The organism is Anoxybacillus sp. P3H1B, assembly GCF_001560855.1.
In the GTDB taxonomy this organism is placed as follows: Bacteria; Bacillota; Bacilli; order Bacillales; family Anoxybacillaceae; genus Anoxybacteroides; species Anoxybacteroides rupiense.
In genome coordinates this window covers 61,744-86,761 of the sequence record NZ_LPUG01000018.1, presented here as the reverse complement: position 1 = coordinate 86,761, position 25,018 = coordinate 61,744, and the positions used below count along the sequence as shown (strand labels likewise).

Annotated in this window: 27 protein-coding genes and 2 pseudogenes; 18 read left to right on the top strand and 11 right to left on the bottom strand. The window is 41.1% G+C overall.

What is annotated here, in order from left to right; translation table 11 throughout:
• The first annotated feature begins 46 nt into the window (after window positions 1–46).
• From ablA to AT864_RS17630, 5 genes are all read left to right on the top strand, one after another.
• Window positions 47–1,450, top strand: a complete 1,404-nt coding sequence (gene ablA, locus AT864_RS11630; protein WP_044746012.1) for a lysine 2,3-aminomutase — start codon at window positions 47–49, stop codon at window positions 1,448–1,450.
• Window positions 1,447–1,719 carry a YokU family protein gene (locus AT864_RS11625; protein WP_066149071.1) on the top strand — a complete coding sequence of 91 codons (273 nt, stop codon included), beginning with the start codon at window positions 1,447–1,449 and terminating at the stop codon, window positions 1,717–1,719. The genes ablA and AT864_RS11625 overlap by 4 nt, the downstream gene beginning before the upstream one ends.
• Window positions 1,720–2,013: 294 nt before the next feature.
• Window positions 2,014–2,232, top strand: coding sequence for a YozE family protein (locus AT864_RS11620; protein ID WP_066149070.1), 219 nt, complete (start codon window positions 2,014–2,016; stop codon window positions 2,230–2,232).
• A gap of 141 nt (window positions 2,233–2,373) precedes the next feature.
• Window positions 2,374–3,024: a hypothetical protein gene (locus AT864_RS11615; RefSeq protein ID WP_066149068.1), complete on the top strand. Its 651-nt coding sequence runs from the start codon at window positions 2,374–2,376 to the stop codon at window positions 3,022–3,024.
• 243 nt (window positions 3,025–3,267) lie between these two features.
• Window positions 3,268–3,444, top strand: a complete 177-nt coding sequence (locus AT864_RS17630; protein WP_082741686.1) for a YozD family protein — start codon at window positions 3,268–3,270, stop codon at window positions 3,442–3,444.
• A 34-nt stretch (window positions 3,445–3,478) separates the two neighbouring features.
• On the opposite strand, the gene AT864_RS11610 is transcribed toward AT864_RS17630, so the two are convergent.
• Window positions 3,479–4,600 carry a DUF2515 family protein gene (locus AT864_RS11610; RefSeq protein ID WP_066149066.1) on the bottom strand — a complete coding sequence of 374 codons (1,122 nt, stop codon included), beginning with the start codon at window positions 4,598–4,600 and terminating at the stop codon, window positions 3,479–3,481.
• Window positions 4,601–4,877: 277 nt separating this feature from the next.
• On the opposite strand from AT864_RS11610, the gene AT864_RS11600 reads away from it, so the two are divergent.
• The 4 genes from AT864_RS11600 (at window position 4,878) to AT864_RS11585 (ending at window position 7,366) form a co-directional block, all read left to right on the top strand.
• Window positions 4,878–5,705, top strand: a complete 828-nt coding sequence (locus tag AT864_RS11600; protein ID WP_044746006.1) for a serine/threonine-protein kinase — start codon at window positions 4,878–4,880, stop codon at window positions 5,703–5,705.
• Window positions 5,689–6,453 carry a sporulation protein gene (locus AT864_RS11595; RefSeq protein ID WP_066149065.1) on the top strand — a complete coding sequence of 255 codons (765 nt, stop codon included), beginning with the start codon at window positions 5,689–5,691 and terminating at the stop codon, window positions 6,451–6,453. Before AT864_RS11600 ends, AT864_RS11595 begins: the two co-directional genes overlap by 17 nt.
• Before the next feature lie 322 nt (window positions 6,454–6,775).
• Window positions 6,776–7,093: a YodL domain-containing protein gene (locus AT864_RS11590; protein ID WP_066149063.1), complete on the top strand. Its 318-nt coding sequence runs from the start codon at window positions 6,776–6,778 to the stop codon at window positions 7,091–7,093.
• A gap of 93 nt (window positions 7,094–7,186) precedes the next feature.
• On the top strand, window positions 7,187–7,366 hold the full coding sequence (locus tag AT864_RS11585; protein ID WP_044746003.1) for a hypothetical protein: 180 nt from the start codon (window positions 7,187–7,189) through the stop codon (window positions 7,364–7,366).
• A 62-nt stretch (window positions 7,367–7,428) separates the two neighbouring features.
• On the opposite strand, the gene AT864_RS18180 is transcribed toward AT864_RS11585, so the two are convergent.
• Window positions 7,429–7,584, bottom strand: coding sequence for a hypothetical protein (locus AT864_RS18180; RefSeq protein WP_172798633.1), 156 nt, complete (start codon window positions 7,582–7,584; stop codon window positions 7,429–7,431).
• 119 nt (window positions 7,585–7,703) lie between these two features.
• On the opposite strand from AT864_RS18180, the gene AT864_RS11580 reads away from it, so the two are divergent.
• From AT864_RS11580 to AT864_RS11570, 3 genes are all read left to right on the top strand, one after another.
• Window positions 7,704–8,099: a hypothetical protein gene (locus AT864_RS11580; protein WP_080861063.1), complete on the top strand. Its 396-nt coding sequence runs from the start codon at window positions 7,704–7,706 to the stop codon at window positions 8,097–8,099.
• 436 nt (window positions 8,100–8,535) lie between these two features.
• Window positions 8,536–9,240: a purine-nucleoside phosphorylase gene (gene deoD, locus AT864_RS11575; RefSeq protein WP_066149061.1), complete on the top strand. Its 705-nt coding sequence runs from the start codon at window positions 8,536–8,538 to the stop codon at window positions 9,238–9,240.
• Window positions 9,241–9,290: 50 nt separating this feature from the next.
• On the top strand, window positions 9,291–10,139 hold the full coding sequence (locus AT864_RS11570) for a D-alanyl-D-alanine carboxypeptidase family protein (RefSeq protein WP_066149128.1): 849 nt from the start codon (window positions 9,291–9,293) through the stop codon (window positions 10,137–10,139).
• Window positions 10,140–10,455: 316 nt separating this feature from the next.
• Here AT864_RS11570 and AT864_RS11565 read toward each other — a convergent pair whose 3' ends face one another.
• Together AT864_RS11565 and AT864_RS11560 are read right to left on the bottom strand one after the other, a co-directional pair.
• On the bottom strand, window positions 10,456–10,716 hold the full coding sequence (locus AT864_RS11565) for a hypothetical protein (RefSeq protein WP_066149060.1): 261 nt from the start codon (window positions 10,714–10,716) through the stop codon (window positions 10,456–10,458).
• Window positions 10,717–10,785: 69 nt separating this feature from the next.
• Window positions 10,786–11,484, bottom strand: a complete 699-nt coding sequence (locus tag AT864_RS11560; RefSeq protein WP_066149126.1) for a class I SAM-dependent methyltransferase — start codon at window positions 11,482–11,484, stop codon at window positions 10,786–10,788.
• Window positions 11,485–11,682: 198 nt separating this feature from the next.
• On the opposite strand from AT864_RS11560, the gene AT864_RS11555 reads away from it, so the two are divergent.
• The 5 genes from AT864_RS11555 (at window position 11,683) to AT864_RS18520 (ending at window position 15,477) form a co-directional block, all read left to right on the top strand.
• Complete coding sequence (locus tag AT864_RS11555) at window positions 11,683–12,546, top strand: cation diffusion facilitator family transporter (RefSeq protein ID WP_066149058.1); 864 nt, start codon at window positions 11,683–11,685, stop codon at window positions 12,544–12,546.
• Between the two features lie 60 nt (window positions 12,547–12,606).
• Window positions 12,607–13,515 carry a magnesium/cobalt transporter CorA gene (gene corA, locus AT864_RS11550; RefSeq protein ID WP_044746000.1) on the top strand — a complete coding sequence of 303 codons (909 nt, stop codon included), beginning with the start codon at window positions 12,607–12,609 and terminating at the stop codon, window positions 13,513–13,515.
• A gap of 417 nt (window positions 13,516–13,932) precedes the next feature.
• Window positions 13,933–14,847 (top strand): EamA family transporter RarD, encoded by a 915-nt coding sequence (gene rarD / locus AT864_RS11545; RefSeq protein WP_066149057.1) that lies wholly within the window; start codon window positions 13,933–13,935, stop codon window positions 14,845–14,847.
• A 331-nt stretch (window positions 14,848–15,178) separates the two neighbouring features.
• Complete coding sequence (locus tag AT864_RS17625; RefSeq protein WP_080861071.1) at window positions 15,179–15,277, top strand: YjcZ family sporulation protein; 99 nt, start codon at window positions 15,179–15,181, stop codon at window positions 15,275–15,277.
• A gap of 44 nt (window positions 15,278–15,321) precedes the next feature.
• Window positions 15,322–15,477 carry a YjcZ family sporulation protein gene (locus tag AT864_RS18520; RefSeq protein WP_082741685.1) on the top strand — a complete coding sequence of 52 codons (156 nt, stop codon included), beginning with the start codon at window positions 15,322–15,324 and terminating at the stop codon, window positions 15,475–15,477.
• A gap of 52 nt (window positions 15,478–15,529) precedes the next feature.
• Here AT864_RS18520 and AT864_RS11540 read toward each other — a convergent pair whose 3' ends face one another.
• The 3 genes from AT864_RS11540 to AT864_RS11530 form a co-directional block, all read right to left on the bottom strand.
• Complete coding sequence (locus AT864_RS11540; protein WP_066149056.1) at window positions 15,530–16,900, bottom strand: MATE family efflux transporter; 1,371 nt, start codon at window positions 16,898–16,900, stop codon at window positions 15,530–15,532.
• A gap of 277 nt (window positions 16,901–17,177) precedes the next feature.
• The gene (locus AT864_RS11535) at window positions 17,178–18,443 is read right to left on the bottom strand and encodes a nitrogen regulation protein NR(II) (RefSeq protein ID WP_066149055.1); all 1,266 of its coding nucleotides are present in this window, start codon (window positions 18,441–18,443) and stop codon (window positions 17,178–17,180) included.
• 154 nt (window positions 18,444–18,597) lie between these two features.
• Entirely contained in the window at window positions 18,598–19,779 is a 1,182-nt protein-coding gene (locus tag AT864_RS11530; protein ID WP_066149054.1) for a DHHA1 domain-containing protein, read from the bottom strand.
• 606 nt (window positions 19,780–20,385) lie between these two features.
• On the opposite strand from AT864_RS11530, the gene AT864_RS11525 reads away from it, so the two are divergent.
• Entirely contained in the window at window positions 20,386–21,588 is a 1,203-nt protein-coding gene (locus AT864_RS11525) for an MFS transporter (protein ID WP_066149053.1), read from the top strand.
• A gap of 115 nt (window positions 21,589–21,703) precedes the next feature.
• Here the strand turns inward: AT864_RS11525 and AT864_RS11520 are convergent, their stop codons facing one another.
• The 4 genes and pseudogenes from AT864_RS11520 to AT864_RS17610 form a co-directional block, all read right to left on the bottom strand.
• Window positions 21,704–22,840, bottom strand: coding sequence for an MFS transporter (locus AT864_RS11520; protein WP_066149124.1), 1,137 nt, complete (start codon window positions 22,838–22,840; stop codon window positions 21,704–21,706).
• Window positions 22,841–22,999: 159 nt separating this feature from the next.
• Window positions 23,000–23,281, bottom strand: a pseudogene (locus AT864_RS18720) (zinc ribbon domain-containing protein).
• Window positions 23,282–23,836: 555 nt separating this feature from the next.
• A complete protein-coding gene (locus AT864_RS18715) occupies window positions 23,837–23,989 on the bottom strand; it encodes a helix-turn-helix domain-containing protein (protein ID WP_369815545.1) in 153 nt (50 codons plus the stop codon).
• A gap of 41 nt (window positions 23,990–24,030) precedes the next feature.
• Window positions 24,031–24,623, bottom strand: a pseudogene (locus tag AT864_RS17610) (IS607 family transposase).
• Between the last annotated feature and the right edge of the window lie 395 nt (window positions 24,624–25,018).

Below are 25,018 nucleotides of genomic sequence, written 5' to 3'. Positions count from 1 at the left end.
CCAAAAAAGGCAGCACGACGATCAAATAAAGGAGGGTTTACTACCTATGAGTCTATATCGGCCGAAACGCCATTGGAAGGAAATCGAGCTTTGGAAGGATGTCACAGAAGAGCAGTGGAATAATTGGCTTTGGCAATTAACGAATACGATTCGTACGCTTGATGATTTGAAAAAGGTCATTCATTTAACACCAGAGGAAGAAGAAGGGGTGAAAATTTCTGCTAAAACCATCCCGTTGAACATTACTCCTTATTACGCCTCATTGATGAATCCAGATGATCCTCGCTGCCCGATTCGCATGCAGTCTGTGCCAATTGGAAAAGAACAGTATAAAACAAAATACGACCTTGAAGATCCGCTGCATGAGGACGAAGATTCTCCCGTTCCGGGACTGACTCATCGCTATCCGGACCGTGTTCTCTTTTTAATTACGAACCAATGCTCGATGTACTGCCGCTACTGTACGCGAAGACGTTTTTCCGGCCAGGTCGGTATGGGGGTGCCAAAAAAGCAGTTGGATGTTGCCATTGATTATATCGCACAAACTCCGCAAGTGCGCGATGTTTTATTGTCAGGTGGCGATGCTTTATTAGTCAATGATCAAATTTTAGAGTACATTTTAAAAAAACTGCGAGCCATTCCCCATGTTGAAATTATTCGCATCGGCACAAGAGCTCCGGTGGTATTTCCGCAGCGGATTACCGAAAATTTATGCAACATCTTAAAAAAATATCATCCAGTATGGCTGAATACCCACTTCAATACTTCCATTGAGATTACGGAAGAATCAAAACGTGCCTGTGAAATGCTGGTTGATGCCGGCGTTCCTGTGGGGAATCAAGCCGTCATTTTAGCGGGAATTAACGACAGCGTTCCAATCATGAAAAAACTAATGCATGATTTAGTGAAAATTCGTGTGCGTCCGTATTACATTTATCAGTGTGATTTATCAGAAGGAATTAGCCATTTTCGCGCTCCTGTATCAAAAGGGTTAGAAATCATTGAAGGATTGCGGGGACACACCTCGGGATATGCCGTGCCGGTTTTTGTGGTTGACGCTCCTGGCGGCGGCGGGAAAATTGCCTTGCAACCGAACTACCTCATTTCACAAACGCCAGAAAAAGTGATTTTGCGCAATTATGAAGGCGTGATTACGTCCTATCCGGAGCCGAAGGGTTATGTTCCCAATCGAGCGGAGGCCTATTTTCAAGAAATTTTTCCGGATATGGATCAGAAGCAATCAACGGCGGGTATTTCCGGCATCGCCAATGACACACGATTTTCGATTGTTCCTGAAAAATTAGAGCGCATTGAACGGCGAAAAATGTATGAATCAGATCCTGCTCATAAATCATTAAAGGATTTGCGGGAAAAAAGAGATGAACTGAAAGAGAAAAAATATCAAGCGATGTTGAAAAAAACAAATGAAACGGAGATGAAGAAGGAATGACTACATGCCTTTGGTGCGGGTTTTCACAAGCTCAAGAAACGAAACAAACCGTTTATTGGGAGCTGCCAGACGGGCTTCGGGCTATTGAAATTACCCATACTCCAAGCATTTCCTGTCCGGACTGCCAAATGGTGTATCAAGAAGATGATGTGGTTGAAGAGATTGAGGATCAGCTCTTTTTAATTGATACGAGCCGTTTGTCCAGTACCGTCACTTATGAAGAGCTAATGAGCCAGCCGCGCCGTTTAAAAAGAAATTATTTTAAATAACATCAGATGTGTGGATGATTCACTAAAAACCTATGGATGTCGCTTGATTCCTCGCTTTTCTGCCTTAGACGCAAGCCCTTCTCGAACAACAAACGTTGGCGAAACGGATATGTCTGCTGCTGTTCTTATTCGAAGGAAGAGGAAGAGAAGCCAATGTTTAACCAGATCGTTCTCTGTTTTTGTAAAATAATGGATCATTCACACTTATGAAATGAAAATATCTCTTCACAAATATCATGAAACCCATTAAAATGACAAGCAGCAGAAGAATGAATAAAAAAGAGGATGAGAGAAATGGAGCGTTCATTTTATCGATATTTGCTGAGATTTCGCGATGGAAAAAAAGATGACCCATTTGTTCGCTTGGCGAATGGGGTTTATCATGATCACGGTTTTCCAAAAGCTTCAGCTGATTACGATGAAATCAGTCGTTATTTAGAATTGAATGGGGATTATGTAGAAAGCATGACGGTGTTTGATGAAGTATGGGAGCGTTTTTTGCAAGAAGCGTAAGCGCGTTCAAGCAAGAACGCTCTTTTTTCATTCGATCGCTTACGAAATTGGATTTCTGCATATTCCTTGGATAATGAGTGTCCGCTTGTTTCTATCTGCATATAATTTACTATAGCACTTGATCGAAGGGAGGGAAACTTGATGAAGACGCCAAAATTTGCGCTTGGCGATATTGTTGTCAATACGTTGTATGGAACGGTAGGGATGGTGACTGACATTCAGCATGTTGATGATATGTTTTTGTATGAAGTAAATCATAGTCAAAGCTTATTTATGGAACAATCGCTTGTATTGCTATCAGAATTTTCCGGTGATGTGCTCATTGCGGAAGAAATTGAAATTGAACTTCCTTTCTTTCTTGGTGAGCTTGTGCATGTCCACAATTATGATCACGATTTATTTAAAATTATTGGTGTACGGACGGAGATCTATCGTTATCAAGAAGAAAGCTGGGAGGAAATTGTATATGAGCTAAAGCGCTTAGAGGACGGTTTAGAAATCGAGGCGAATATTGAGGATGTCATTTCCATCGCGTCTTCAGAAGAAACATCGGTAACGGTTTTACAAGATATCACACTCCTTGGGTATCTTGGTGAGCATCAATTGCTTTCTTCGTATTTACCGCTTCCAGAACGCCTGACAGAGGATGGATCAATCGATCAACTGTTAGATGCTTATAACGATTATCAACGGCTATATGAATGGTTTGGCGACGAACAGTATAAGAGCATGATGGAAATGACAGTCATTCGTTTACAAAAGCTTGTCCAAAAGAAAGATTTACCATCATAAAAATTGGATAAGTATATAGAAAAAATAAGGGATACCTAAGCAAACAATCGCTAAAAATAGGCTGTTTGTGACGGTTTCCATGACATGATCAATGATTTCGTCCATTTTATTCAAAGCAACCCCTCCTTTGTTTTGCTATTTCTAATGTATGAGCGACTCTTTTTTTGCATACATACGGATGAAAAAATCTTTTGACATAAATCGGAGTTTTGCCACATACAACAATACAAAGGGGGCGATAGGATGAAAGAAATCGAGGTCGTCATTGATACAGAAGAAATTGCGGAATTTTTTTTAAAAGAACTGATTCGCCGCGGTTTTGTTCCATCGCGGATGGAGCTTGAGGAGATGGCGGATATTACGTTTGACTACTTAATTGAGAAATGCATTATTGATGAAGAAATGGATGATGATGAATAAGAAAAGAAAAAACGACGAGATGACCTCGTCGTTTTTAGTTTGTTAACTTTGTGGCAGCAAGTAGCTTTTTGAGATTTTGCTTATAATGACTGGTGATTTCTGGCGCTTTGACGAATGGAAGTTGTTTGATTTCTTGTAGGATTGCGAGATCGTGAAACCAATCGCGGCGATCAGAAAAACGATGCGTCACATCAGCCCACGCTTCTTGTAAGTGCGGGCTGTAGATATGAGCGGCTTTTGTATGGTTGATCGCCGAAAAAATATGCGGCCAAAAATCAGCGCGCGATCCTGTATGCTTGGTTTGGCTAACAAAACGGCCCACGCCTCTTAAAATACGCTTTCGGTAAAACAGCATGCCATAAAGAGCTTTTCCTATCTGAATGCGGTGATATACATCAGCGAAGTCACGAGCCGTGATCCCAGCAAGATGGATTCGCTCGTTATGCACATAAGGAATCAATAAATCATTCAATCCGAGCCATTGCTGAATGAGAAATGGAAAAGAATCAAGAACGTGCCGTTGATAGAACGGATGGTCAACGACCCGCTGTTGAATATATTGCTGCTCGTTAATAATGAGTGCTACGGTCAATAGTGGAGAATCCTTTGTTTGATAAAAATACTCCCAAAACGGGCGCATAAATGAAGAAACAGAGAAGGCGGGAAGCAGATGAAACAGCGCTTTGTTATGTTGCCTGCTTGCTTCATATAGCAAAAGCTGAGGATAAGCATCGTGGAAGATTAAGGCATTGGCTCGTTCTAAAAATAAAAAAAGCGGCTGAATTTGCTCATGGCCAATAATCGATGGGATTAACCCGCCTTTGAGATCAGTCATATTCCAGCCTCCATTACGCGAAACGAGATGTGCTACAAGCGCCCAATGAATCTCGGGAAAGCGTGTGAAAAAAGAAAGATACGCTTGTGTACGTGTAACGTTATTGCGGTTATGATGTTTTGTTTGTTGGCGAATCCAGGAGATAAGACGCTTTTCTTCGTCCGTGAACGGCTGGCTTTTTTCTGGCTTCTCCCACTGTCGGCATAAGTATTCACATATAGAAGATGAGGCAATCGGAATGGACTCCCGATATAAAAGATGTCGATATAGTGATTGGAATGGGTGAGAAATCTTGGCGATCCAATTGTGAAAACTGTCCATTGCAAGTATCTCCTTAAAACTTTTTGAAACTTCCTTTGCCTTTTGACGTATATATAAGGGACTATGGATCAAAGGGAGCGATGGCAGTGTTAAGAAAAATCATGAAGTCGATTCTGAAAGAAAACCTTTCGCGCCGCCACCATAAGCCACATTATTCGAGCAGCGATCATTATTCAAAATATCGTAAGCATATTCATCCATCTCATTACGGTCATGGGCATTATAAAAAGAAGCATCGCAGCGGAAGCTTTTTTTCCAGCTTCTTTAGCAGCTAACCATGAATCTTTCTTATTTTTTCACGAACATTCAGCGAATATTCGAACGGCGCTATAAAAAAGGGGCTGTTTTGTATGGCCGCTACGAAATCATACAGGAGCTAGGGATGGGAAGCTATGGCATCACGTATTTGGCGAACGATTTGCACACAAATAAACAAGTCGTGATCAAGCAAATGCGAAAGCGGAAGCGGAAAACAAGAGAAGATTCTTTTAGAAGAGAGGCCGCTATTTTAAGGCAACTCAATCACTCGCAAATTCCTGCTTTATACGACACGTTTACTGTGCGTCATACTCCCCATCTCGTAATGGAGTATATGGAGGGGGACACGGTAGAATCGCTTATCTTCGCAAAGGGAAAAGTATTTACGGAAGAAGAAGCCTTTCAATTATTAAAACAAGTATTAACGATTGTTGAGTATATTCATGCAAAAGGAATTGTTCATCGTGATTTGCGAATCCCGAATATCTTGCTGCGCGATGAGGATGTTTGCATTATCGACTTTGGTCTGGCGCGCTTTTTATCCGAACAGGATCCTCATATAGAAACATATATTCTGGAAAAAAAGCTACGCCGGCAGATTGATGTGAAAAGCGACATTTATGCATTGGGACACTTTTTATTGTTTTTGCTCTATTCTTCCTATGAGCCGACGACGAAAGAGGAAAGAAGCTGGGAAGAAGAATTGGAAATATCGAATTTCGCTCGCACCATTTTGCGAAGGATGCTGCAAATTACGGAGCCTTATGACGAGATCGCGTCATTAAAGGAGGATATTGATTGCATGCTCAAACGGAAGGAGAGGAACAAGCATGTCATTGTTTCATAAAATGTTGGCAAGCATCGGAATAGGAGCGGCTAAAGTAGATGCCAAGCTGATATCTGAAAGGCTTATGATCGGCGACGATGTTCAGGGAGTGGTCGATATCATAGGAGGCAGCAGCGCGCAAGAAATTGATCATATTTATATTTCTCTCTATACTACGTATACAGTGGAGATTGATGATCGAAAAAGCACGCGCCATGCGTTGATTGGCAAATGGCGCATCACTGACAAGTTTACGATCGGAGCTCATGAGAGGCGGCAAATCCCTTTTCGTTTTACTCTCCCGATTGAGACACCGATTTCTGTTGGAAGGACAAAGGTATGGATTCATACAGGATTGGATATCAAGCAAGCGCTTGACCCAACAGATGAAGATTATATTCGCGTTGAACCGTCTCCGGTCATGACCGCTGTATTAGCGGCTGTGGAACAGCTTGGATTTCGATTGCGTGAGGCGGAATGTAAAAAAGCGCGAGGTGCGAACGGTCTTCCTTTTGTTCAAGAATTTGAGTATGTTCCGAAAGCCGGATCATTCCGTAGTAAATTGGATGAGATTGAACTTGTATTTTCGCCGATTTCGAAAGATGAAGTCGAAATATACATGCAGATTGATCGTCGGGCGCGTGGATTGGGCAGCTTGCTGGCAGAAGCGATGGATTTAGATGAATCGCATGTTCGGTTTCGCGTCACCACTGCTGAAATTGCCCAGCTTCCTCAAAAGCTTTCCCGTTTGCTACAATCGTATTGCTAAAAATGGAGCGACAAGCAGACGATGAACAAACGCTTTCATACTGTGCCACTTGCCTCGTTGATGAACGTCTTGATTCGATTCGCATCTTTGCTCAGCCGCGTTTCTTATCTGAAAAGCGTCAAGACAGTTGAAGATGGAACATTCGAAATGAGTGGATGTCGGAGAGATAGGGAAAGTCAAAATGAATTTTGTCTGAAATCTGAAAGATTGGGCTACAAGCCCGATCTTTTTTTAGTTCGACAAAACAACTGTTATTTTGCTAAAGGAATCGACAGTCAACATGACTAATAAATTGATAAAAGAAAAGAAAGGGAGATGTTATATGGTTCGGCTTTTAGTGAAAAAAATGTTGAAATCACGGCAAATCTACGATGCGACACTGCTGCAGACGCCAAGATACGGACAGGTGAAGGGATATGAGCCTGTTTATCGTTTAACGGTCAATGCTACTACGCATGATGAAGCACTGGCGATGATTTATCGCATGTTTAACGTAGCGGATTTGCTTCCAAAAGACTATAAGGCGCGGTATGTTAGTACAGGAGATGTTGTCCTCATTGATGAAGGAACGTACGGAAAAACGTATTACAAGCTTTGCGCAGAAGGATGGAAAAAAATCAATCGTGTCCACATTCGATAATGATTAATTTTTGAAAATTCTAAAAAATTATTTTGTTTGTTGAGAAAGTATGCTACAATGAAAAAAATCGAATAGTTTCGTGGACACAAGGGAATGGATAAAAATAAAAAAGGAGGCGAGGATTTGAAACGGCAACAAGAGCCACCGACTGTGGCGCCGGGAATAGACGATGATGAAGAATTGAGACAAAAAGCTTCAAAAGAGGAAATTGCGCGCGGAGACTATACGAAGGTTGTGACGCTCGCGCTGGATGAAGTAGATTCATCGTCGTAAAAACAAACCCTTGTGTTCAGCAAGGGTTTGTTTCGTTTTACCGTTAAATTTTGTAAGACGTATTAGCTGTCAGGATTGTCGTGATGGCCGGGACCGTTTTTTCGTCCGGTTGCTGAATACTCCTTAGCATGTGCTGCGTTTTCTGACTGTAGCGCCTCTTTTGGAATATGATTATTCTTCTTCTGTCCGTTTATTCGGTTTCGATGTTTTTTCCCCATTGTTTCGCCTCCTTTGTGTTGTTTGCCTATTAGTATGTGCCGCTTCTATTAGGATTATCGTTGGAGATTTTTTGCAGGGTTTTGACTTTAAATGCTAAATAAAGGAAGGAGATTGAAGAATGATGACGGCATTAATCGCTTCCGCTTTTCTTTCGGTAATATTGACAATGGTTTTATTGTCTATAAAAGCAGTCATAGAGAGAAAGTTTAACCGGCGCAGAAAAATTTCGAGTTTGCATGTTGCCAATGTGCTGCTGCTCGGCATAATCATTGCTGGCTTGTATTATATATTAAGCGAAGCGAATAGTCGGCCCTCGTTTCCGTCATTCTTTTATGTATATTTTGGAGCCATTCAACTGCTGTTGCCAATCTATGCCCTTGTTTGCATCGGATTTTCAAAATACGAAAGAAAAAGGAAAAAATATATAATAAGTCCTGATAAAAAGGTATTGTATATTAAAGAGGAGTATTTAGCTCGGGGGCGGCATGATAACTATCAATCGAAGACTTCCTAGCTTTTTGGCTATCGTTGCTTTTTCTTCTATATGAATGTGGTCAGTAGAGAAAATAGGGAGGACACTCCCTACCTTTTTTGTGCTTCTGATCTTTTCCTACGAAATCTTCTTCTAACTGTACCTACTAATAAAATTTTTTAATCATGAATTAAATAAAAAGATGTTCATAATATAAAAAAAAGGGCCGCTCGTTGCACGGATTGGGACAGATGTAACTGGAAATGTTTATATTTGTATCAATATGGATTTATAGTTGGGCTTTTATGGCATCAATAGCATAGACAGGTCCATAGAATGGTCTCTTGCCGTCGATTTTTCAAAGATGATTCATTCCGTCTTCCGTGTGTGGAACGATCCATCATTCTTACCATTGTGCATATTCAGTAAAGAGTGTACAATGGTTGAGTAAAACGATATTTTTGAAGGAGGACATGGAATGAGTATCCATATCGAAGCGAAAGAACATGAAATTGCTGAGAAAGTTTTGCTGCCAGGAGATCCGCTTCGAGCACAATATATCGCAGAAACATTTTTAGAAGGAGCAACGTGCTACAACCGCGTACGCGGCATGTTTGGTTTTACAGGTACATATAAAGGACACCGAATTTCTGTTCAAGGAACGGGAATGGGGGTACCGTCTATTTCGATTTATATAAATGAACTGATGCAAAGCTATAACGTCCAAACGCTGATTCGTGTAGGCACATGCGGAGCGATTCAAAAAGATGTAAAGGTGCGCGACGTGATTTTGGCCATGAGCGCATCAACTGATTCACAAATGAACCGTGCCACGTTTGGGGCTGTGGACTATGCGCCAACAGCGAACTTTGATTTGCTGCGAACAGCATATGATATTGGCGGTGAAAAGGGCCTGCAGCTAAAAGTAGGGAACGTATTCACAGCCGATATGTTCTATAACGAAAATGCAGAGTTTGAAAAATGGGCGCGTTACGGAGTGTTGGCGGTTGAGATGGAAACAGCTGCACTTTATACATTAGCCGCTAAATTTGGCCGTAAAGCCCTTTCGATTCTAACGGTGAGCGACCATATTTTAACTGGCGAAGAAACAACAGCGCAAGAGCGTCAAACAACGTTTAATGATATGATCGAAGTCGCTTTAGAAGCGGTGATCCGTTCTTAATCCGTACAATTCGAAGTGAGCCAAGAATGCTCAAAAGCAAGGTGAAAAACATGCAAAAAGTAATCATCACAGCCATAGCGGCAGCGTGTCTGCTCGGTGGTTGCGCAACGCAAAAAGAACATATGCAGCATCAGTCGCAAGAACAAACGGAGCCGACAGATCAGCATCCGGAAAAAGTGAATACAAAGGAACAAGGCAATGAGACGAAAGCGCCAGTGACCGAGCAAGAAACAAAGCCGCCAACAGATCCGGATCTAGTGCTTGAATCGCAATATTGGAATGTAGTTGAAGTAAAAAACGGCATGAAGGTCATTATGAACCCTGCTAATATATTGGCGATGGTGAACAAGGAACAGAGTTTGCCATCTACCTATAAACCAAGTGACTTAGTGATTCCAAATGTACCGTTTTCTTTTTCTGAAACGAATGTCGAAAAGCGGCATATGCGCAAAGAAGCGGCAAACGCGCTCGAACAATTATTTACAGCTGCCCGTCAAGCGAGTATCCAGCTTGTAGCCGTATCGGGATATCGATCTTATGATCGGCAAAAGGTTTTATTTGATGAAGAAGTGCGAAAGAATGGGAAAGCGAAAGCGGTTCAAGCTGTGGCGATCCCAGGACAAAGCGAACATCAAACAGGGCTGGCTATAGACATTTCAAGCCCGAGCGTCCGCAATGGCTTGACGGAAGCTTTTGGCCAAACGAAAGAAGGGAAATGGGTAGCAGCCCATGCTCATGAATACGGATTTATTGTTCGCTATCCAAAGGGCAAGGAATCGATTACCGGATATGAGTATGAGCCATGGCATTTGCGCTATGTCGGAACAAAAGCCGCTAAAGTCATTTTTGAAAAAGGAATTACGCTAGAAGAATATTTCCGGATTGTAAAAAAAGTATAGCGTTTTCTTATGCTTTCATCATGCAAAACAAAAGCAGCGGATCTACCATGGATCCGCTGCTTGCTCATTTAGGGAGTTCTGGAACTCACGAGAATCGCTAGGAATGAATCACATTTAGCAGATGGCGATCTTCTCCTTGTGTTTGAACGCTAAAACGGAAGCGAAGTTGCGTTTTTATCCTTCTAACCGTACAGGCAACTAAACTGAAGCGCAGATGTTTTCGACTCATTAGTGAATAGGGAAATCTGCGGAGCAGATGGAGAAGATTCATGAGCAAGGATACTGTACGGTTTTTTAGGAAGGAAAAAGAGAAAGCCTACCAGAATAATCCGACTAATGCGATTCCTGCAATTGCACCGAGTGCAATTCCATAGCCAAATCCCCAACCCCAGCCCCAACCCCAGCCTGGATATCCGTATCCAAATCCGCCTAAATTTCGTTGGTTATTAGGGCTGATATAGACACGATTGGGCGTGACGCGAGTAATTCGGCCAACATGAACATTGCCGGATCGATCATGAATTCGCACCACTTGACCGCGATAACGGCAGCAGACATCGTACCATTGTTGTGACATGTATAGTCCTCCTTTTTATTGATATATTTATAGGGTATGTGTCGAAAAAAAAGAGGTTTGTACCAATGTCTACTTTTGGCACGAAAATATGCAATAACCAAGCTGAGTTCCATATCGTTTTTTCATATATTCATGTGTGTTTAAGATCGCCATTGTCTCAGCAGATAAACGAGTCTCCAGTGTAAAGATCGTTTGGTCGGCAGGATATTGGGTGGCGGAATAGGCAGCCATTTGAATTGCACGAAATCCGTATTGGCGTAAAAGAAGATGCCACTCTTTTTTTGTAAGAAGCTGTCGAAATTGATAAAACGAACAAATTTCCTTTTTGTCGCTTTCGGACAACTGCGCATGAGCCGCTTCAATACCAATGAGCTTCCCATGTGGTTTTAACGCTCGATAGATTTCTTGTAACGCTTTTGGCAGTTTGACGAAAGAAAGAACAGATTCGCATAATACAATATCAAATTGCTCAGGTTGAAATGGTAAAGATTCAACGGAAGCTTGATATAGATGAACCGGCTGCGGAAGGGAAGAAAAGCGGCTTTTGGCTTTTTCAAGCATTTTAGGATGAATATCAATAGCGGTTACGTGAGCGCCGTATGTTTCGGAAATGTAAGCAGCCGTTTGTCCGGTTCCGCATCCGACATCGAGAATTCGGGTTGTTGGTTGTATATTAAGTTTACGTAATATTTCTTTGGTTAACAAAGGCCCACCGGGATGTGCACTATCGATTCCTAACTCTGCTAAAACATCAAGATATGTTTTCAATTTTTCGTCCTCCAATGATTCTTTTTTATAATTTATGCGCAATGAGTGAATTTTGCCTTTATGCAATAAAGTTCCCTCAATAGGAAAAAGTTTGTCTTACTCTATAGTCCTTCTGTACGCCAATTTTGTTGTTGTAGACCCACATGGTGTTATGCTGATAAACTATTACATGCAAATAGAAAAAGAAAGGTGAAATGCATGAAAGCAGAAGTTGGGGCTTGGGTGAGTATAGGGAGCTATCTGATCTTAGCGGCAGCGAAGCTTGCTATTGGTTATATTGCTCATTCGGATGGAGTGACGGCCGATGGATGGAACAATTTTACGGATATTGTTGCTTCTGTTGCCGTTTTAGCGGGAATAAAAATTGCGCAGAAACCGAGAGATCACAATCATCCATATGGACATTCGCGGGCAGAAAACATTTCATCGCTGATTGCCGCCTTTATTATGATGTCTATTGGAATCGATGTTGCTCTGAAGGGGGCTTTGTCGCTTTTTCATCAAGAACAAAATGAACCGCCGCAATGGCTGGCTGCATGGGTAGGAATCGTTTCAACTTTGGTGATGATGCTAGTGTATCGATTTAATTATCGTCTTTCTCAGCGTGTCAATAGCCCGGCATTGGCGGCAGCGGCAAAGGATCATTTATCGGATGCGCTCGTCAGCATCGGGACGGTCGTTGGGATTATTGGTGCGCAGTTTCATCTTTTTTGGCTTGATCCATTAGCGGCCTTTATGATTGGGATCATGATTTGTAAAACGGCTTGGCACATTTTTGCTGAAACCTCGCATTTGTTGACGGACGGATTTGATGAACAGACTTTAGCTGTGTATGAGCAAGAAATTGCTGAGATTGAAGGGGTTAAGCATGTTTCAGATGTGAAAGCGCGAATGGTGGGCAATCAAATCATTTTGGATGTGACCATTCATGTTGATGCAGCGCTGACAGTGGCGAAAAGCCATGAAATCGCTGATGAAGTGGAACGGATGATGCGGAACAAGCATCAAATTGAAATGACTCATGTTCATATTGAGCCAGCCTTCAACCTTAATCGTTCATAAATGATTAAGGTTTTTTTCATACTATAGAATAAATGCCGTAATGAAGAAAGGATTGTATCGATGCGACACGATGGAATAGCAGAGAAATGCTGGATTCATTTTACCGAGAGAACAAAACACGAGTTGAAATTGCTGGCGGAACAATTGAAGCTTCATCCACTCGCAACGCAATCTCTTTTGAGCGAGAGCCATTTACCGAAAATTGACGTATATGATGATAGTCTTTTTATTTCGCTGGCTTGGATCCAGGAGGAATGGCGTGTAAGCCGCTTACAGCTTATTATCACCAAGCAATATGTGATTAGCTATACAAAGAATGATGAGCCAATGATTGAGCAAGTAGAGAAAAAGCTGCTTCATCATCCCGAAGAAGCGGTTGATCCGTGCTTTGTTTTTTATCGGATGTTAGATGTAGCTACGTTTCATTTTTTACATGTGATTGATGAAATAGCCAATAAAATTCAAGCGCTTGAAAAACAAGTATTTAAAACCCCTTTTGAAAATGAGATTGGCCATAGCGTATATCGCTGGAAAGTAAAAATTCACGAGCTCCGCCAAACGATTGAAGCTCAAGAAGAAATGATGAAAACGTTAAACCATCCAGAAATTCCGCATATAAACGAAAAAATCCGTCCTTACCTTCAGGATGTGTCAAGCCGATTCTCAAGGAGTACAGCCGCACTTGATGCGTTTAAGGAAACGTTATCAGATATTTTTAATTTACAGCTTTCATTGAAATCAGACCATATGAATACGATTATGAAGACGTTAACATTAGTTAGTGTGATTTTTATGCCAATGACCTTTGTTGCTGGTGTGTATGGGATGAATTTTAAATGGATGCCAGAGTTAACATGGACATATGGGTACATTTATGCATTGGGATTAATGGGCGGATTAGGAATAGCGATTGCATTTTATTTTAAGAAAAAAGGCTGGTGGGGAAAAAAGAAGGACGGCTCTATATAAGCAAAAGGACCATTAGTGTAAAAAGAAAAGGAAGGACGGGTGCTGCATCGATAGATGATATAACTGGATAGTTGTATGAATATGGAGCTATGCTGGTTCCATGACGAAGGCAAATCTGCCGATGACCGTGGTGATTTTGATCCAATAACGGTCTCCGCCCTAAGAGAAGAAGAGAGAGAAATTTTCTGTAAAAGATCTTTTGCTTGGAAAGCTATGTAAAACGATTTATAATAGTAGCATTATGATAGCTGTTTGGTCTGGAAGCTGTCAGGCAAGACAAAGGGGGGATTGTTTTTTGAAGGGAGGTCAGATTTGCCTGCTCTTCGGTGGTTCTTAGTAGATACTTTGAAACAGACAGAGAGTGGATAGCTGATTCTGAGCCTACGAAAGCGGAAGCACAAAAAGGGGATAAGCAAAATGAAGCAACACAATGAAAAAGTAGGTATCCTGTATACGGCTGCAGCCTATTTGATGTGGGGAGTTTTACCTCTTTATTGGAAATTGCTCGATGAGCGTCAAGCGAGTGAAATTTTAGCGCATCGCATTGTTTGGTCATTCGTTTTTATGATTGCGTTGTTGACGTTAACAAAACAAATGCGTTCATGCTGGAAGCAATTTTTTGAGATGGTAAAGCAGCCAAAACAAGCATGGGGGATCATTGCGTCTTCATGCTTAATTAGCGGCAACTGGTTTATCTACATATGGGCGGTGAATCACGGACATATTGTGGAAGCAAGTCTTGGCTACTATATCAATCCGCTCATTAGCGTTGTTTTAGGCATGATTGTGCTGAAAGAGCGTTTAAACACATGGCAGTGGCTCTCTTTTTTACTCGCGTCTATCGGTGTTGGTCTCATTACTCTTCAATATGGAAAGTTTCCTTGGGTTGCGTTATCGCTTGCGTTGTCGTTTGGATTTTATGGATTGGCGAAAAAGTTGACATCGTTTGATTCCGCCATCGGTTTGACGATTGAAACGATGATGGTGACACCGTTGTCCTTTATTTATCTCATTTTTTTATATGCCCAGTCTCAAGATTTGCCTTCCTTTTCATGGTGGCAAACGCTTTTGTTAATCGGTGCAGGTCCAGTTACAGCGTTGCCGCTGTTGTATTTTGCGAAAGGTGCCAAACGCATTTCATTGACAATGCTCGGTTTTCTTCAATATATCTCGCCAACGTTAAGCTTATTATTTGGGGTTTTTCTGTTTCACGAAGCATTCACTAAGACGCATGTCTATGCATTTAGTTGTATTTGGTGTGCCCTGCTTATTTTTTCGTTTGCAAATGTGAAGCAGCTGCAACTGCCAAAGCGAAATTCAATGAAAATATAAACGAAATAAAAAATAGTCTTCGCCATGCGAGGACTATTTTTTTATTTATGAAAGCTCATAATACTCAGATCCAATCGATTCACTGATGATCCTCGATACATATGATGAATGAACAGTATATGTAAAAAATGACGGACGGTCGCCTAACCGTCAAAGGCGGATCATCCCCCACTCACATAGAAAGTGATATCGATCAGCGTTGCATGTAAGGATGAACGAGCGTTACGGGTTCATGGAATGATATACAAATACCCATTTTTATAAAAAAGTCTAACCATTTTCACCTAAAGTGAATAGTCTACTAGTACAAAAGCGAAGGAGGTGCTCAAAGATGGGTGCAGCTTATGGCGGCGGTTTTGCGTTAATCGTTGTATTGTTTATTCTGTTGATTATTGTAGGTGCAGCATTTGTTGGTGGCTGGGTGTACTAATTCACCCTGCCATCATAACATGGCAATAAAAGGAGGGGTGTAGCATGTCATTTGGATACGGATGGGGCTATGGCGGCTTCGGTGGTTGCGGCGGCTATGGTGGCTACGGCGGCTTCGGTGGCTACGGATATGGACGTGGCTTTGTGCTTATCGTCGTCTTGTTTATCCTGTTAATTATCGTTGGTGCAGCTTGGTGCTAACGAAAGCCAGTTAAAAATAAAAAATAAAAAAAGATAAAACGGAAGAAGCCGACTAAGCTTCTTCCGTTGCTTTTTTATGATGATTGTATTTTTTTTGGATCAGTACGAGCCGGCATGAAAGAAAGATTGCGCCAGCAGCCAATCCAGTAATTAATCCGATCCAGTATCCGAACGCTCGGGCAGCGGTAAAATTGGCGAGAATATATCCGACTGGCAATCCGATAGCCCAGTATGATAAGAAAGCAGCAATAAACGTGGCATTTACATCCTTATATCCCCGTAGTGCTCCTTGGATAGGGGCAGCTACTGCATCAGAAAACTGGAAAAAGATTGCATAAAGTAAAAATTGTTTGGTTAACAGCAGCACTTCTTGTTCACTTGTATATAAAGCGGCCACTTCGCCGCGGAAGAAATAAAGCAGCAAAGAAGTAATGACAGCAATGGCGACCGCCATTCCAACACCAAGTGCGCTATATTGCTTAGCATCGCGCTGCCGCTTTGCCCCGACTTCAAAACCCACGGCAATGGTTAAAGCCATAGAAACGCTTAGGGGAATCATATAAAGGAGCGATGCAAAATTGATGGCACTTTGGTGCGCAGCAATGGTCATTGTACCGAATTCGCTCATTAGTAAAGTTACAGCGGAAAAGATACTGGTTTCAAAAAAAATCGAAAATCCGATGGGAATTCCTATTTTCAGTAGTTCCTTCCATGCCAAAAGGGATAGCCGATATAATCTCTGAAAAATGTGATATCGCGAAAAGCGTTTTAATTTGTAAACCATAAAAAAAGAAAGAAAACAGCAAAACCAATATGTAATGGCTGTAGCGTATCCCGCTCCGACACCACCTAATTTTGGAAAACCTAAGCGTCCGTAGATCAGCAAATAGTTAAACACAATATTAACGGGCAAAGCGGATAACGTAATCAACATGGTGATTTTCGTTTGACCGAGCGCGTCCATAAAGCAGCGAAGAACATAATAAATGAACAGCGGCACAATTCCCCAAGCAAGAGCGAATAAATAGCGGGAAGCAATGGCTTGCACGCTGCTTTCTAGTTTCATGCTTGTCAAGAGTCTCTCCACTCCTAGTGCGCCGATCAAAAGCACGAAGACAGCGATGGTAGCAGCTAAATAAACCGCTTGAATGACATAATAGGGAATTTGCTCATGCCGTTGGGCGCCAAGATGTTGAGAGATAATGGGGGTTAGGGCTAATAGGATTCCACTAATTCCAGTAAAGACAGGGACCCAAATATTTGAACCGATGGCTACTCCAGCTAAATCTTGGGCGCTGGCATGCCCCGACATGGTCACATCAGCAAAATTCATGGCATAAAGGCCGATTTGAGTGACGAAAACTGGAAAGAGAAGATGAAAAAATTGAATCATTTTTTGCTTGAGAGTAAAAGTTTGTTCCATAAAAGTCCCTCCCTCTTAGTGACGAAGCGGTATCAATCGCACAGGGGCCTTTACTTGATGGGCTGCTTCGTTAGTGTGATGGTTGCAATATCAATGCTTCAATGAAATTGCTGGAAATAGACCTTGCAGATTAAAGGATTTTTGAGAAAGTCAACGGGCGAATAACATCGCTTTCCGACAGATTCGCGAATCTATGGAGTAGCTGTTGTTTCATTGGCCGATAAAAAGCGGCCGAAAAATCATGAAAAATAAACAAAATAAGAAACTACCCCCCATGTTAAGAGGCAGCTTCCCGTTGATTGATCGGCAATTCAATGATAAAGCATGTTCCGTCTTCGCCGCTTTGCACTTTCATTGTGCCTTTATGCAATTCCACAATTTTTCTTGAGAGAGAAAGACCAAGTCCTGTTCCCGCTTCTTTTGTTGAGAAAAATGGATCAAAAATATGCTCAATAATCGTCGGCGGAATTCCTGGACCGTTATCTTGAAAATAAATTTGCACAATATTATTGTGCAGCTTGCTCGAAATAGCAATGCATAATGTTCTTTCTGTCTTTGCTTCAATCGCGTTGCGAAATAAATTGAGAAATACCTGCAGCAATTGATTTTTATCGGCTTCGACATCGTACATACCCAATCGTTCATCTAAATCAAAATGAACCTTAATATTGTGAAGCAGCGCTTCGCTTTGCAGTAGAATGCCTAAATCTTCAGTGATAAACTGATTAATGTTGATGTTATTTGTTTTTACTTCCGCTGGTTTAGCGATGTTTAGAAAGTCGGTGATAATGCCGTTTGCCCGATCCAGTTCGGGAATCAGCAGCTTATCAATCAGCGCAATAATTTTATCTGGAAGATCGTTTTTAAAAAATTGCAAATATCCCCGTACAGTCGTAAGCGGGTTGCGAATCTCATGAGCAATTCCAGCTGCAATGCGTCCTGCTACGGCCAGTTTTTCTGTTTCCTTCATCAAGTTAAGCGACTGAAACATGCTGATAACCCGTTTAATCGATCCATCGGCGTTATGAATCAAACGCGTATTTATAATGCCGTAATAGCGGTCAAGCACTTCCTGATTATAAATAGGTTCATTTTTTTCGATGGATTTAAGCGTCACAATGAGTTCATCAGGCAATTGCAGCAATTCGCGTATATGTTTGCCGATGACTGAGTCGCGGTTCACTCCTGTATCGTTGGCCGCCTGTAAATTACAAAGTGTGATCATACCGTTACCGTCCACAAAAACGATATGATGCGGAACAAGATCAAGGATCGGCGACAAAAACGCCTCAATTTGCTCAAATGGCAAGTCATTGCTTAAATCAACATCCAACTGCAGATGAGCGCCATTTTCATGTTGAACAGGGAGGAAGCCGATGATGGGCTCTGTTTGACCCCGTTTTTTTTCCATCGTCATCCCTAATGTATAGTCAGTAAATTCAAAAGGAAACGTTAATTCTTTGATAAAATTTTTATAGAATTGCAATTCTTTTTCTAATTGAGCAATCCGTTTATTTAATTGTTGATGAGATGTATTTAGCATAATTAGCCACTACTCCTTAATGAAAACAGCCTTCGTTAAGTAGTGTACAGAAAATTTTTTGTTTTCGCCAGAGGAAATCATAAATTTTGTAACAATTTTGTAATATAATATTTGGTTGTATGACAAAAAGATCTGGTCCAATAAATGATGGTGATCATGTATGGGTCGATAACCCATTTTGCAGCTGCTGGATAAAGGAAATTAACTCATCGTTAGTCGGAAAGACAGCCTGCGCTTGTCGGTCATTGCCGCCTCCTTTGCCATTTGTGGCTTCAAGCTGTTGTTTTAGCACATTTCCAGCATGAAAAGAATGGCTAGGGGATTTGACAATAATCAAACGAGATTCGGCTTTTGTTGCTAAGATGGCCGTTTTTTGATAATAAGTAACCACTTCGCTGGCAATGATTTGCAAGTCTTTGCTTGGAAGATCCTCATAGATGCGAAAAACAATGGAAGAATCATTCGCTTCTTGAACGATTCCTTCTGCTTCTATGCGGGCCATCATTTGTTTCATGTGCTGCAGCTGCTTTTGGTATTCCTTATTTTCTGCTTCTAGCTTGTATAGAACATTGGCAAGCATCTCTCGATGAGCGCCGAAATGCTGGCTTAATGATGTTAAGAGGCGATGGGATGTTTGATAATCGTCAAGCGCTCGCCTTCCACATTTAAAGAATAGGCGCGTCATCCCGCGATGCTTTTCGGTTTTAAGCAGTTTAATGATGCCAATTTCTCCTGTTCTTGAGACATGGGTGCCGCAGCAAGCGGAAATGTCAATTCCTTGAATTTCTACGACCCGAATATCTCCGTCCAGCTCTGGCAGCTTGCGGAATGGCAGCTTTTTTGCTTCTTCCTGTGATACGTAATAGGTTTTAATAGGGATGTTGTTATAAATCAACATATTGGCCCGATCTTCAATAGCGAGTAATTGCTGCTCTGATAAAGCAGGGGTATCTAAATCAATCGATACGATATCACGGCCAAGATGAAAGCTTTTGGTATGCGCATCTAGTAGCTCTATGCAGACGGCCGAAAGTAGATGCTGGCCGCTATGCTGTTGCGTGTGATCCCACCGGCGCTGTGCATCTATTTCACAGTGAACAGATGATGAGGCCGGGAGCGACGATAAGCGATGATATACTTCACCGTTTTCCTCAAACACATCCATGACAGGAATCGCTTCAATGGTTCCACAATCAGAAGGCTGTCCGCCTCCTTCAGGATAAAAAGCTGTTTCTGCTAGAGTCACAATGTATGTATCTCCGTCCTTTTGGCTGCTTGTAATCGTTGTTTTCCAGCTTGTTATAGAAGGGGAAGTATAATAGAGCTTGACTGTCATATAGGTCACCCTTTCTCTCTTATTTCTTTCTCATCTTAACCATATAAGATGGGAGTTTCAACAAAGATATTTCCAATTCTAACATATTCATCGAGAAGTTTCCTGCCTTTAACCTAAAAATCAATTCAAAAAAGAGCAGCGGATAGAAAAAAGCCCGTTGCTAAACACGACTTAAAGATTGAGAGAACAGAATCCGTAAAAAATCACGGTCAGAAGGCAGCTCCTCAAGCTTGCCTTTTCGTTACATATCGGCTGACAAAGGTAGGAACCCGTTGTTTTCAGGCCTATTCTTAGTTCTATGAAGCAGCGTTGTTCGCTTCCGACTGTCAACGGTGAAAAAAAGTGTAAATTCCAGATCGATGCAAGTGCTAGCAAGATAAGTTCTAAAGGCGGCTGGGCCTTTTATATGGTTCGCTTCAACTCTTATCCATAACAATCTTTCTATTCTACCATATCACAAACAATAATACAGAAGTTTATTTAATTTAATTAAACTATGTTCTAAATAATCAATATAAATTTATGAAAAAAGGATCATTAAGAAGTAGTTTGCTAGTTGAGAAAATTATGATAAAATGTCAATGGAAAAGAAAGGGAGATATGGACATGTGGAGAAACAGAAATGTATGGATCATTTTGTCAGGAGAATTCATAGCAGGGCTTGGGCTATGGGTCGGCATTATCGGAAATTTAGAGTTTTTACAGAGGCACGTCTCTTCTGATTTTTTCAAATCGCTTATTTTATTTATAGGGCTGTTAGCCGGTGTTTTAGTCAGCCCGATGGCCGGGAAAGTGTGTGACCGTTTTCCTAAAAAAACCGTTTTATTATATTCAGGGTTATTGCGGATGATTAGCGTTATTTTTATGATGCTCGCCCTTCATTTTTCTTCCATTGGCTGGATGATTATGTTTACCATTGTCATTCAAATCGCCGCCGCTTTTTATTTTCCAGCGCTTCAATCAACCATACCGCTCGTGGTGGAGGAGAGACAGCTTCTATCTATGAATGGCGTTCATATGAATGTATCGACCATTTCTCGTATTCTCGGTACAGCTTTAGGCGGCCTGCTGTTAGCGGTCGTTAGTCTTTATTTTTTATATATTGCCAGTTTTATCGCATATGGCTTGCTTCTTGTAGCGACCTGCTTTTTACAAGTGAGCGAAGAAAAAAGCCTCACTGGCCGTCAGCAAGGCAAAAAGGCCAATTTTAGCGAGATGATCCCTATATTAAAGCAATATCCGCTCGTCAAAATTTCCTTATTGCTGACGATTATCCCGACCTTATTCCTAGGAGGATTTAATTTAACGGTCATTAATATAAGTGAATTGCAAAATGATAGCACGATCAAAGGCTTGCTATATACAGTAGAAGGAATTTCGTTCATGGTAGGGACGTTCGTTTTAAAACGGATTGCCGCAAAGTATGATATGCAAAAAATGCTATACGCCTTCTCTTTATTGATTGCTTTTGCGCATGTGTCCTTATATTTTGCCGATATCAAAATAACATCGCTTCTTTCCTTTGCTTTGTTTGGATTTAGTGTCGGCTGCTTTTTTCCAACAGTCGCTACCATTTTTCAAAAAACGATTCCGAAAGAATATCATGGCCGTTTTTTCTCATTAAAAAATATGCTGGATCGTATCATGTTTCAAATTGTTCTTCTTGGAACAGGATTTTTGCTTGATATGATCGGATTGAAAAATATGATGGTTGTATTCGGTGCGGTTTCTTTCATATTAGTCATTTATTTTTTTGCAAAAGAATCGCGACAATCGGTCACTGTTCAAGGCCACGATTCATCTCTGTAAAGCTTGTTCTTTTTAGATCTAGAGGCGAGTTTTGCTGACAAATGGCTATGTTGGAATAGCCATCTCTTATTAATAAAGAAAGATGTCCCAAAACCAAATGTTTTGGGACGTTTTTTTATGAAGCGGTTTGGTGCTTCTCTTTTTGCTTATACACAAATAAATAGTAGCAAGAGAGGGCCAAAACAGACAGGATCACTCCAGATATATAAGGAAGGGTGATGGTAATTGTAAATAACCATCCTGCCACTGGAGGACCGATAATGCGTCCTAACGAGTCGAAAGAGGAGAGAAATCCTGTTGCGCTCCCTTGACCTCCGTTTGTCTGTTTCGTAATAAGGGAGGAAAGACAAGGGCGAATCATGCCATTTCCGACACCAAAAATGGATAAATATAGAGCGGCTGTCCAAAAGTCATGAATCAGTAAAATCAGGGCAAAGCCAGCTGCCGAAATCACAATGCCTGCTTGAATGACTCTTCCCTCTCCAAAGGCGCGAATCAGCTTGCCGATGAGTCCTCCTTGAATAAGAGCGCTGGCAAGTCCCATGATCATAAAAATATATCCAAGCTCCGTCGAGTGAAGATGGGCCCGTTTTGCTGCGAAGTAAGCAAAAGTGGCTTCAAGACCTGATAATGAAAAAGAAATAAACCATTGTAGAATATATAAGAGTAGGATCGGACGGTTAAGATCTTGCCAAATGGAAGCCGATGGGGCCGCTCGATTTGCTTGTGCTTGCTCCTTCGTAAGCGATTCTTTTAAAAACAAAAACACGAATAATGAAGTAAGCAAAGACAGGGTTCCAGCTATGAAAAACGGCGTATGTAAGCTTATTTTTGAAAAAATTCCCCCGATGGCTGGTCCAAAAATAAATCCAAGTCCAATGGCTGCACCGATCATTCCCATTCCTTTCCCTCTCTCCTCAGGGGAAGTAATATCAGCCACATAAGCCATTGCGGTTGGCATCGTAGCGGAAGAAAGAATCCCGCCGACGATGCGGGCTATAAACAGCAGGGAAAGAGTTTTCGCCACAGCGAATAAAAAAAAGGAAAGAGATAAACCTATAATTCCTACAAGTAAAATCGGTTTGCGGCCATATTGGTCCGAAATGCGTCCCCAGATGGGAGCGAACAGAAATTGCATCAAAGAATAGATAGACATAAGCAGTCCAAGTTCCGTTGGGGTGGCACCAATGCTTTCGGCAAAAAACGGAAGAACCGGGATGATAATGCCAAACCCGCACATGACTAAAAACATAACAGAAAATAAAAGTGCTAATGATGTTTTCAATAAGCTTCCGTTACGCAAAACTTACAAAACTCGACAAAAACCTTGTGAAAGTTTCTGTTTGCTTCCTCATTCATCGCGCCCGATTTCGCCAAGGCTGCTCTCGTTTGGTGTAACGCTCCAGAGGCTTCACTTCCCGCGTAACTCGCGGTACGAAACAAATGCAGTATATTTCGATAAATTTATGCTCGCATTCAAATCTCTGTCGATACTTATTCCGCAAGCATCACATCTAAATGTTCGTTCAGATCATTTCAATGATTTCTTTAAATATCCGCATGAACTACACATTTTTGAGGATGGATACCATTGGCTTGCTTCGATAAACTCAATGCCATATGCCTCGCACTTATGTTTTAGCTTTTGCTTAAAAAAGCATACAGGCGTTGTTGTTGTATCGCTTTTGATCAATGGCGGTTTTTCTTATCCCTTTAATGTTTAGATCTTCCATTATGATTCGAGTGGGCTTGGTTCTCACCAGCTCATTTGAACCTTTTATTTTCATAATCCTCGCGGATATTTTTCATCTGAATGCGCAATTTCTGCATTTCAAGTTTTGTCATGTTGCGTGTTTTGACGTAACGGATTACACCTCCTTCTTCTTGGATTTTGTTCCTTTCATACTTTCTCGAACATTTCCGTTGCAACCGACGGAAACGCTTCTCTAACCGCTTTAATCGTTTTGATTGGGTTACATGGGGGTATATTGTACCATTTGAACAAACAATGATTGAACAGGAATTTTTCCTTTTTCTGACAGAAGGGGATCCATCCGACTTTTTCAATATACACATGTGTATCGCTGAATTTAATTTTGGCTGTATCTTGATAGAACGATGGTTTGTTTTGTTTCTTGCTTTTAAACTTTGGCTTATTTGCTTTTCTATTAAAAAACTTCTTATATGCATATGCATCACATAAATCTTTAATCGCTTGCTTGGCAATATTGTTGCTATAATCATACAACTATTTGTAATCAGGATTTGTCTGTTTTAATGCCGTTAGCTGTTTGCGCACATCTCCATCTTTGATGAAATTCCCGCCGTTTTTATCGTTATTTTCTTGCTGTTCTAATGCCCAATTGTACGCCCATCGAGCAACACCAGCGCAACCAAACAGCTTGGTGCGCTGTTTATTATTTGGTTCTAATCTAAATTTTCCTAGTTCGTATCATCATGAAGCAACTCTTTTATTATTTTCTTGGCTCTGTTTGCTCGTTTCCCTTGAAGCTTACAACTAAAAACGGTGATCATTTGTACTAAATCCTCTACTAACTCTTGTTCTTCTGTCTTTTTGGTGCTGTCAATAATTTCAATCTCTACGCTATAGCAAGCACATATATGCTCCATCAATTCAAAACCAAATCGAACCAACCTGTCTTTATAAAGAACAACGATTTTTTCCACCCTATTGCTACATATTAAATCAATTCATTTCTTTAACCCTTGTTTCGAATAGTTCATCCCGCTACCGATGTCCTCGATGATTTCAAAAGAATAACCTTTTGCCATCATATATGTCCGAACAGCTTCAACTTGACGCTCTAGGTCGTCTTTTTGCTTTTTGCTGGGGACTCTGCAATACCCAATTCCTTTTTTCTGCACTTTTTGTTTCCTAATACTTGATTCAATTGCTCGTCGGAATAGTATCTAAATCCAGACGGAGCAATATATGCAGGTTTTAATACTCTTTTTTTATCCCAATTCCTTAATGTCCGTTCGCTTTTTCCGATTAACTCCGCAAATTTTCCTATGCTATAATACGCGCCATAAAAATCACCTCTATATACAACTTACCAAAAGTGAGTAAAATGTATATAGTTTTATAAAAAATTATAGAAATATTTTAATTGTTTACGCCCTCCTTATCATCATCAAGCTATTTGTAAAAACGAAGAGCCAGTTCTTGGCATGTCTCATGTCGCAACAAGATCACGGATGTTGACATCAACCTGTCGTCTCCAATGATGAAATGCCGCAGAGGTTAGTCTCTTTTCTTAAAGCATGAGGGCTTGATTTTTTCTCAGCGAACAACAACGAAAGGATGAGTCATGATTGATTTGCCTCTTTCATCATAAAGGAATGAATGGTTATTTGCCAAGTAAAGGCGAAAGAAGAAAAGCAGATGCAAACAGGTAAAAGTACGGGC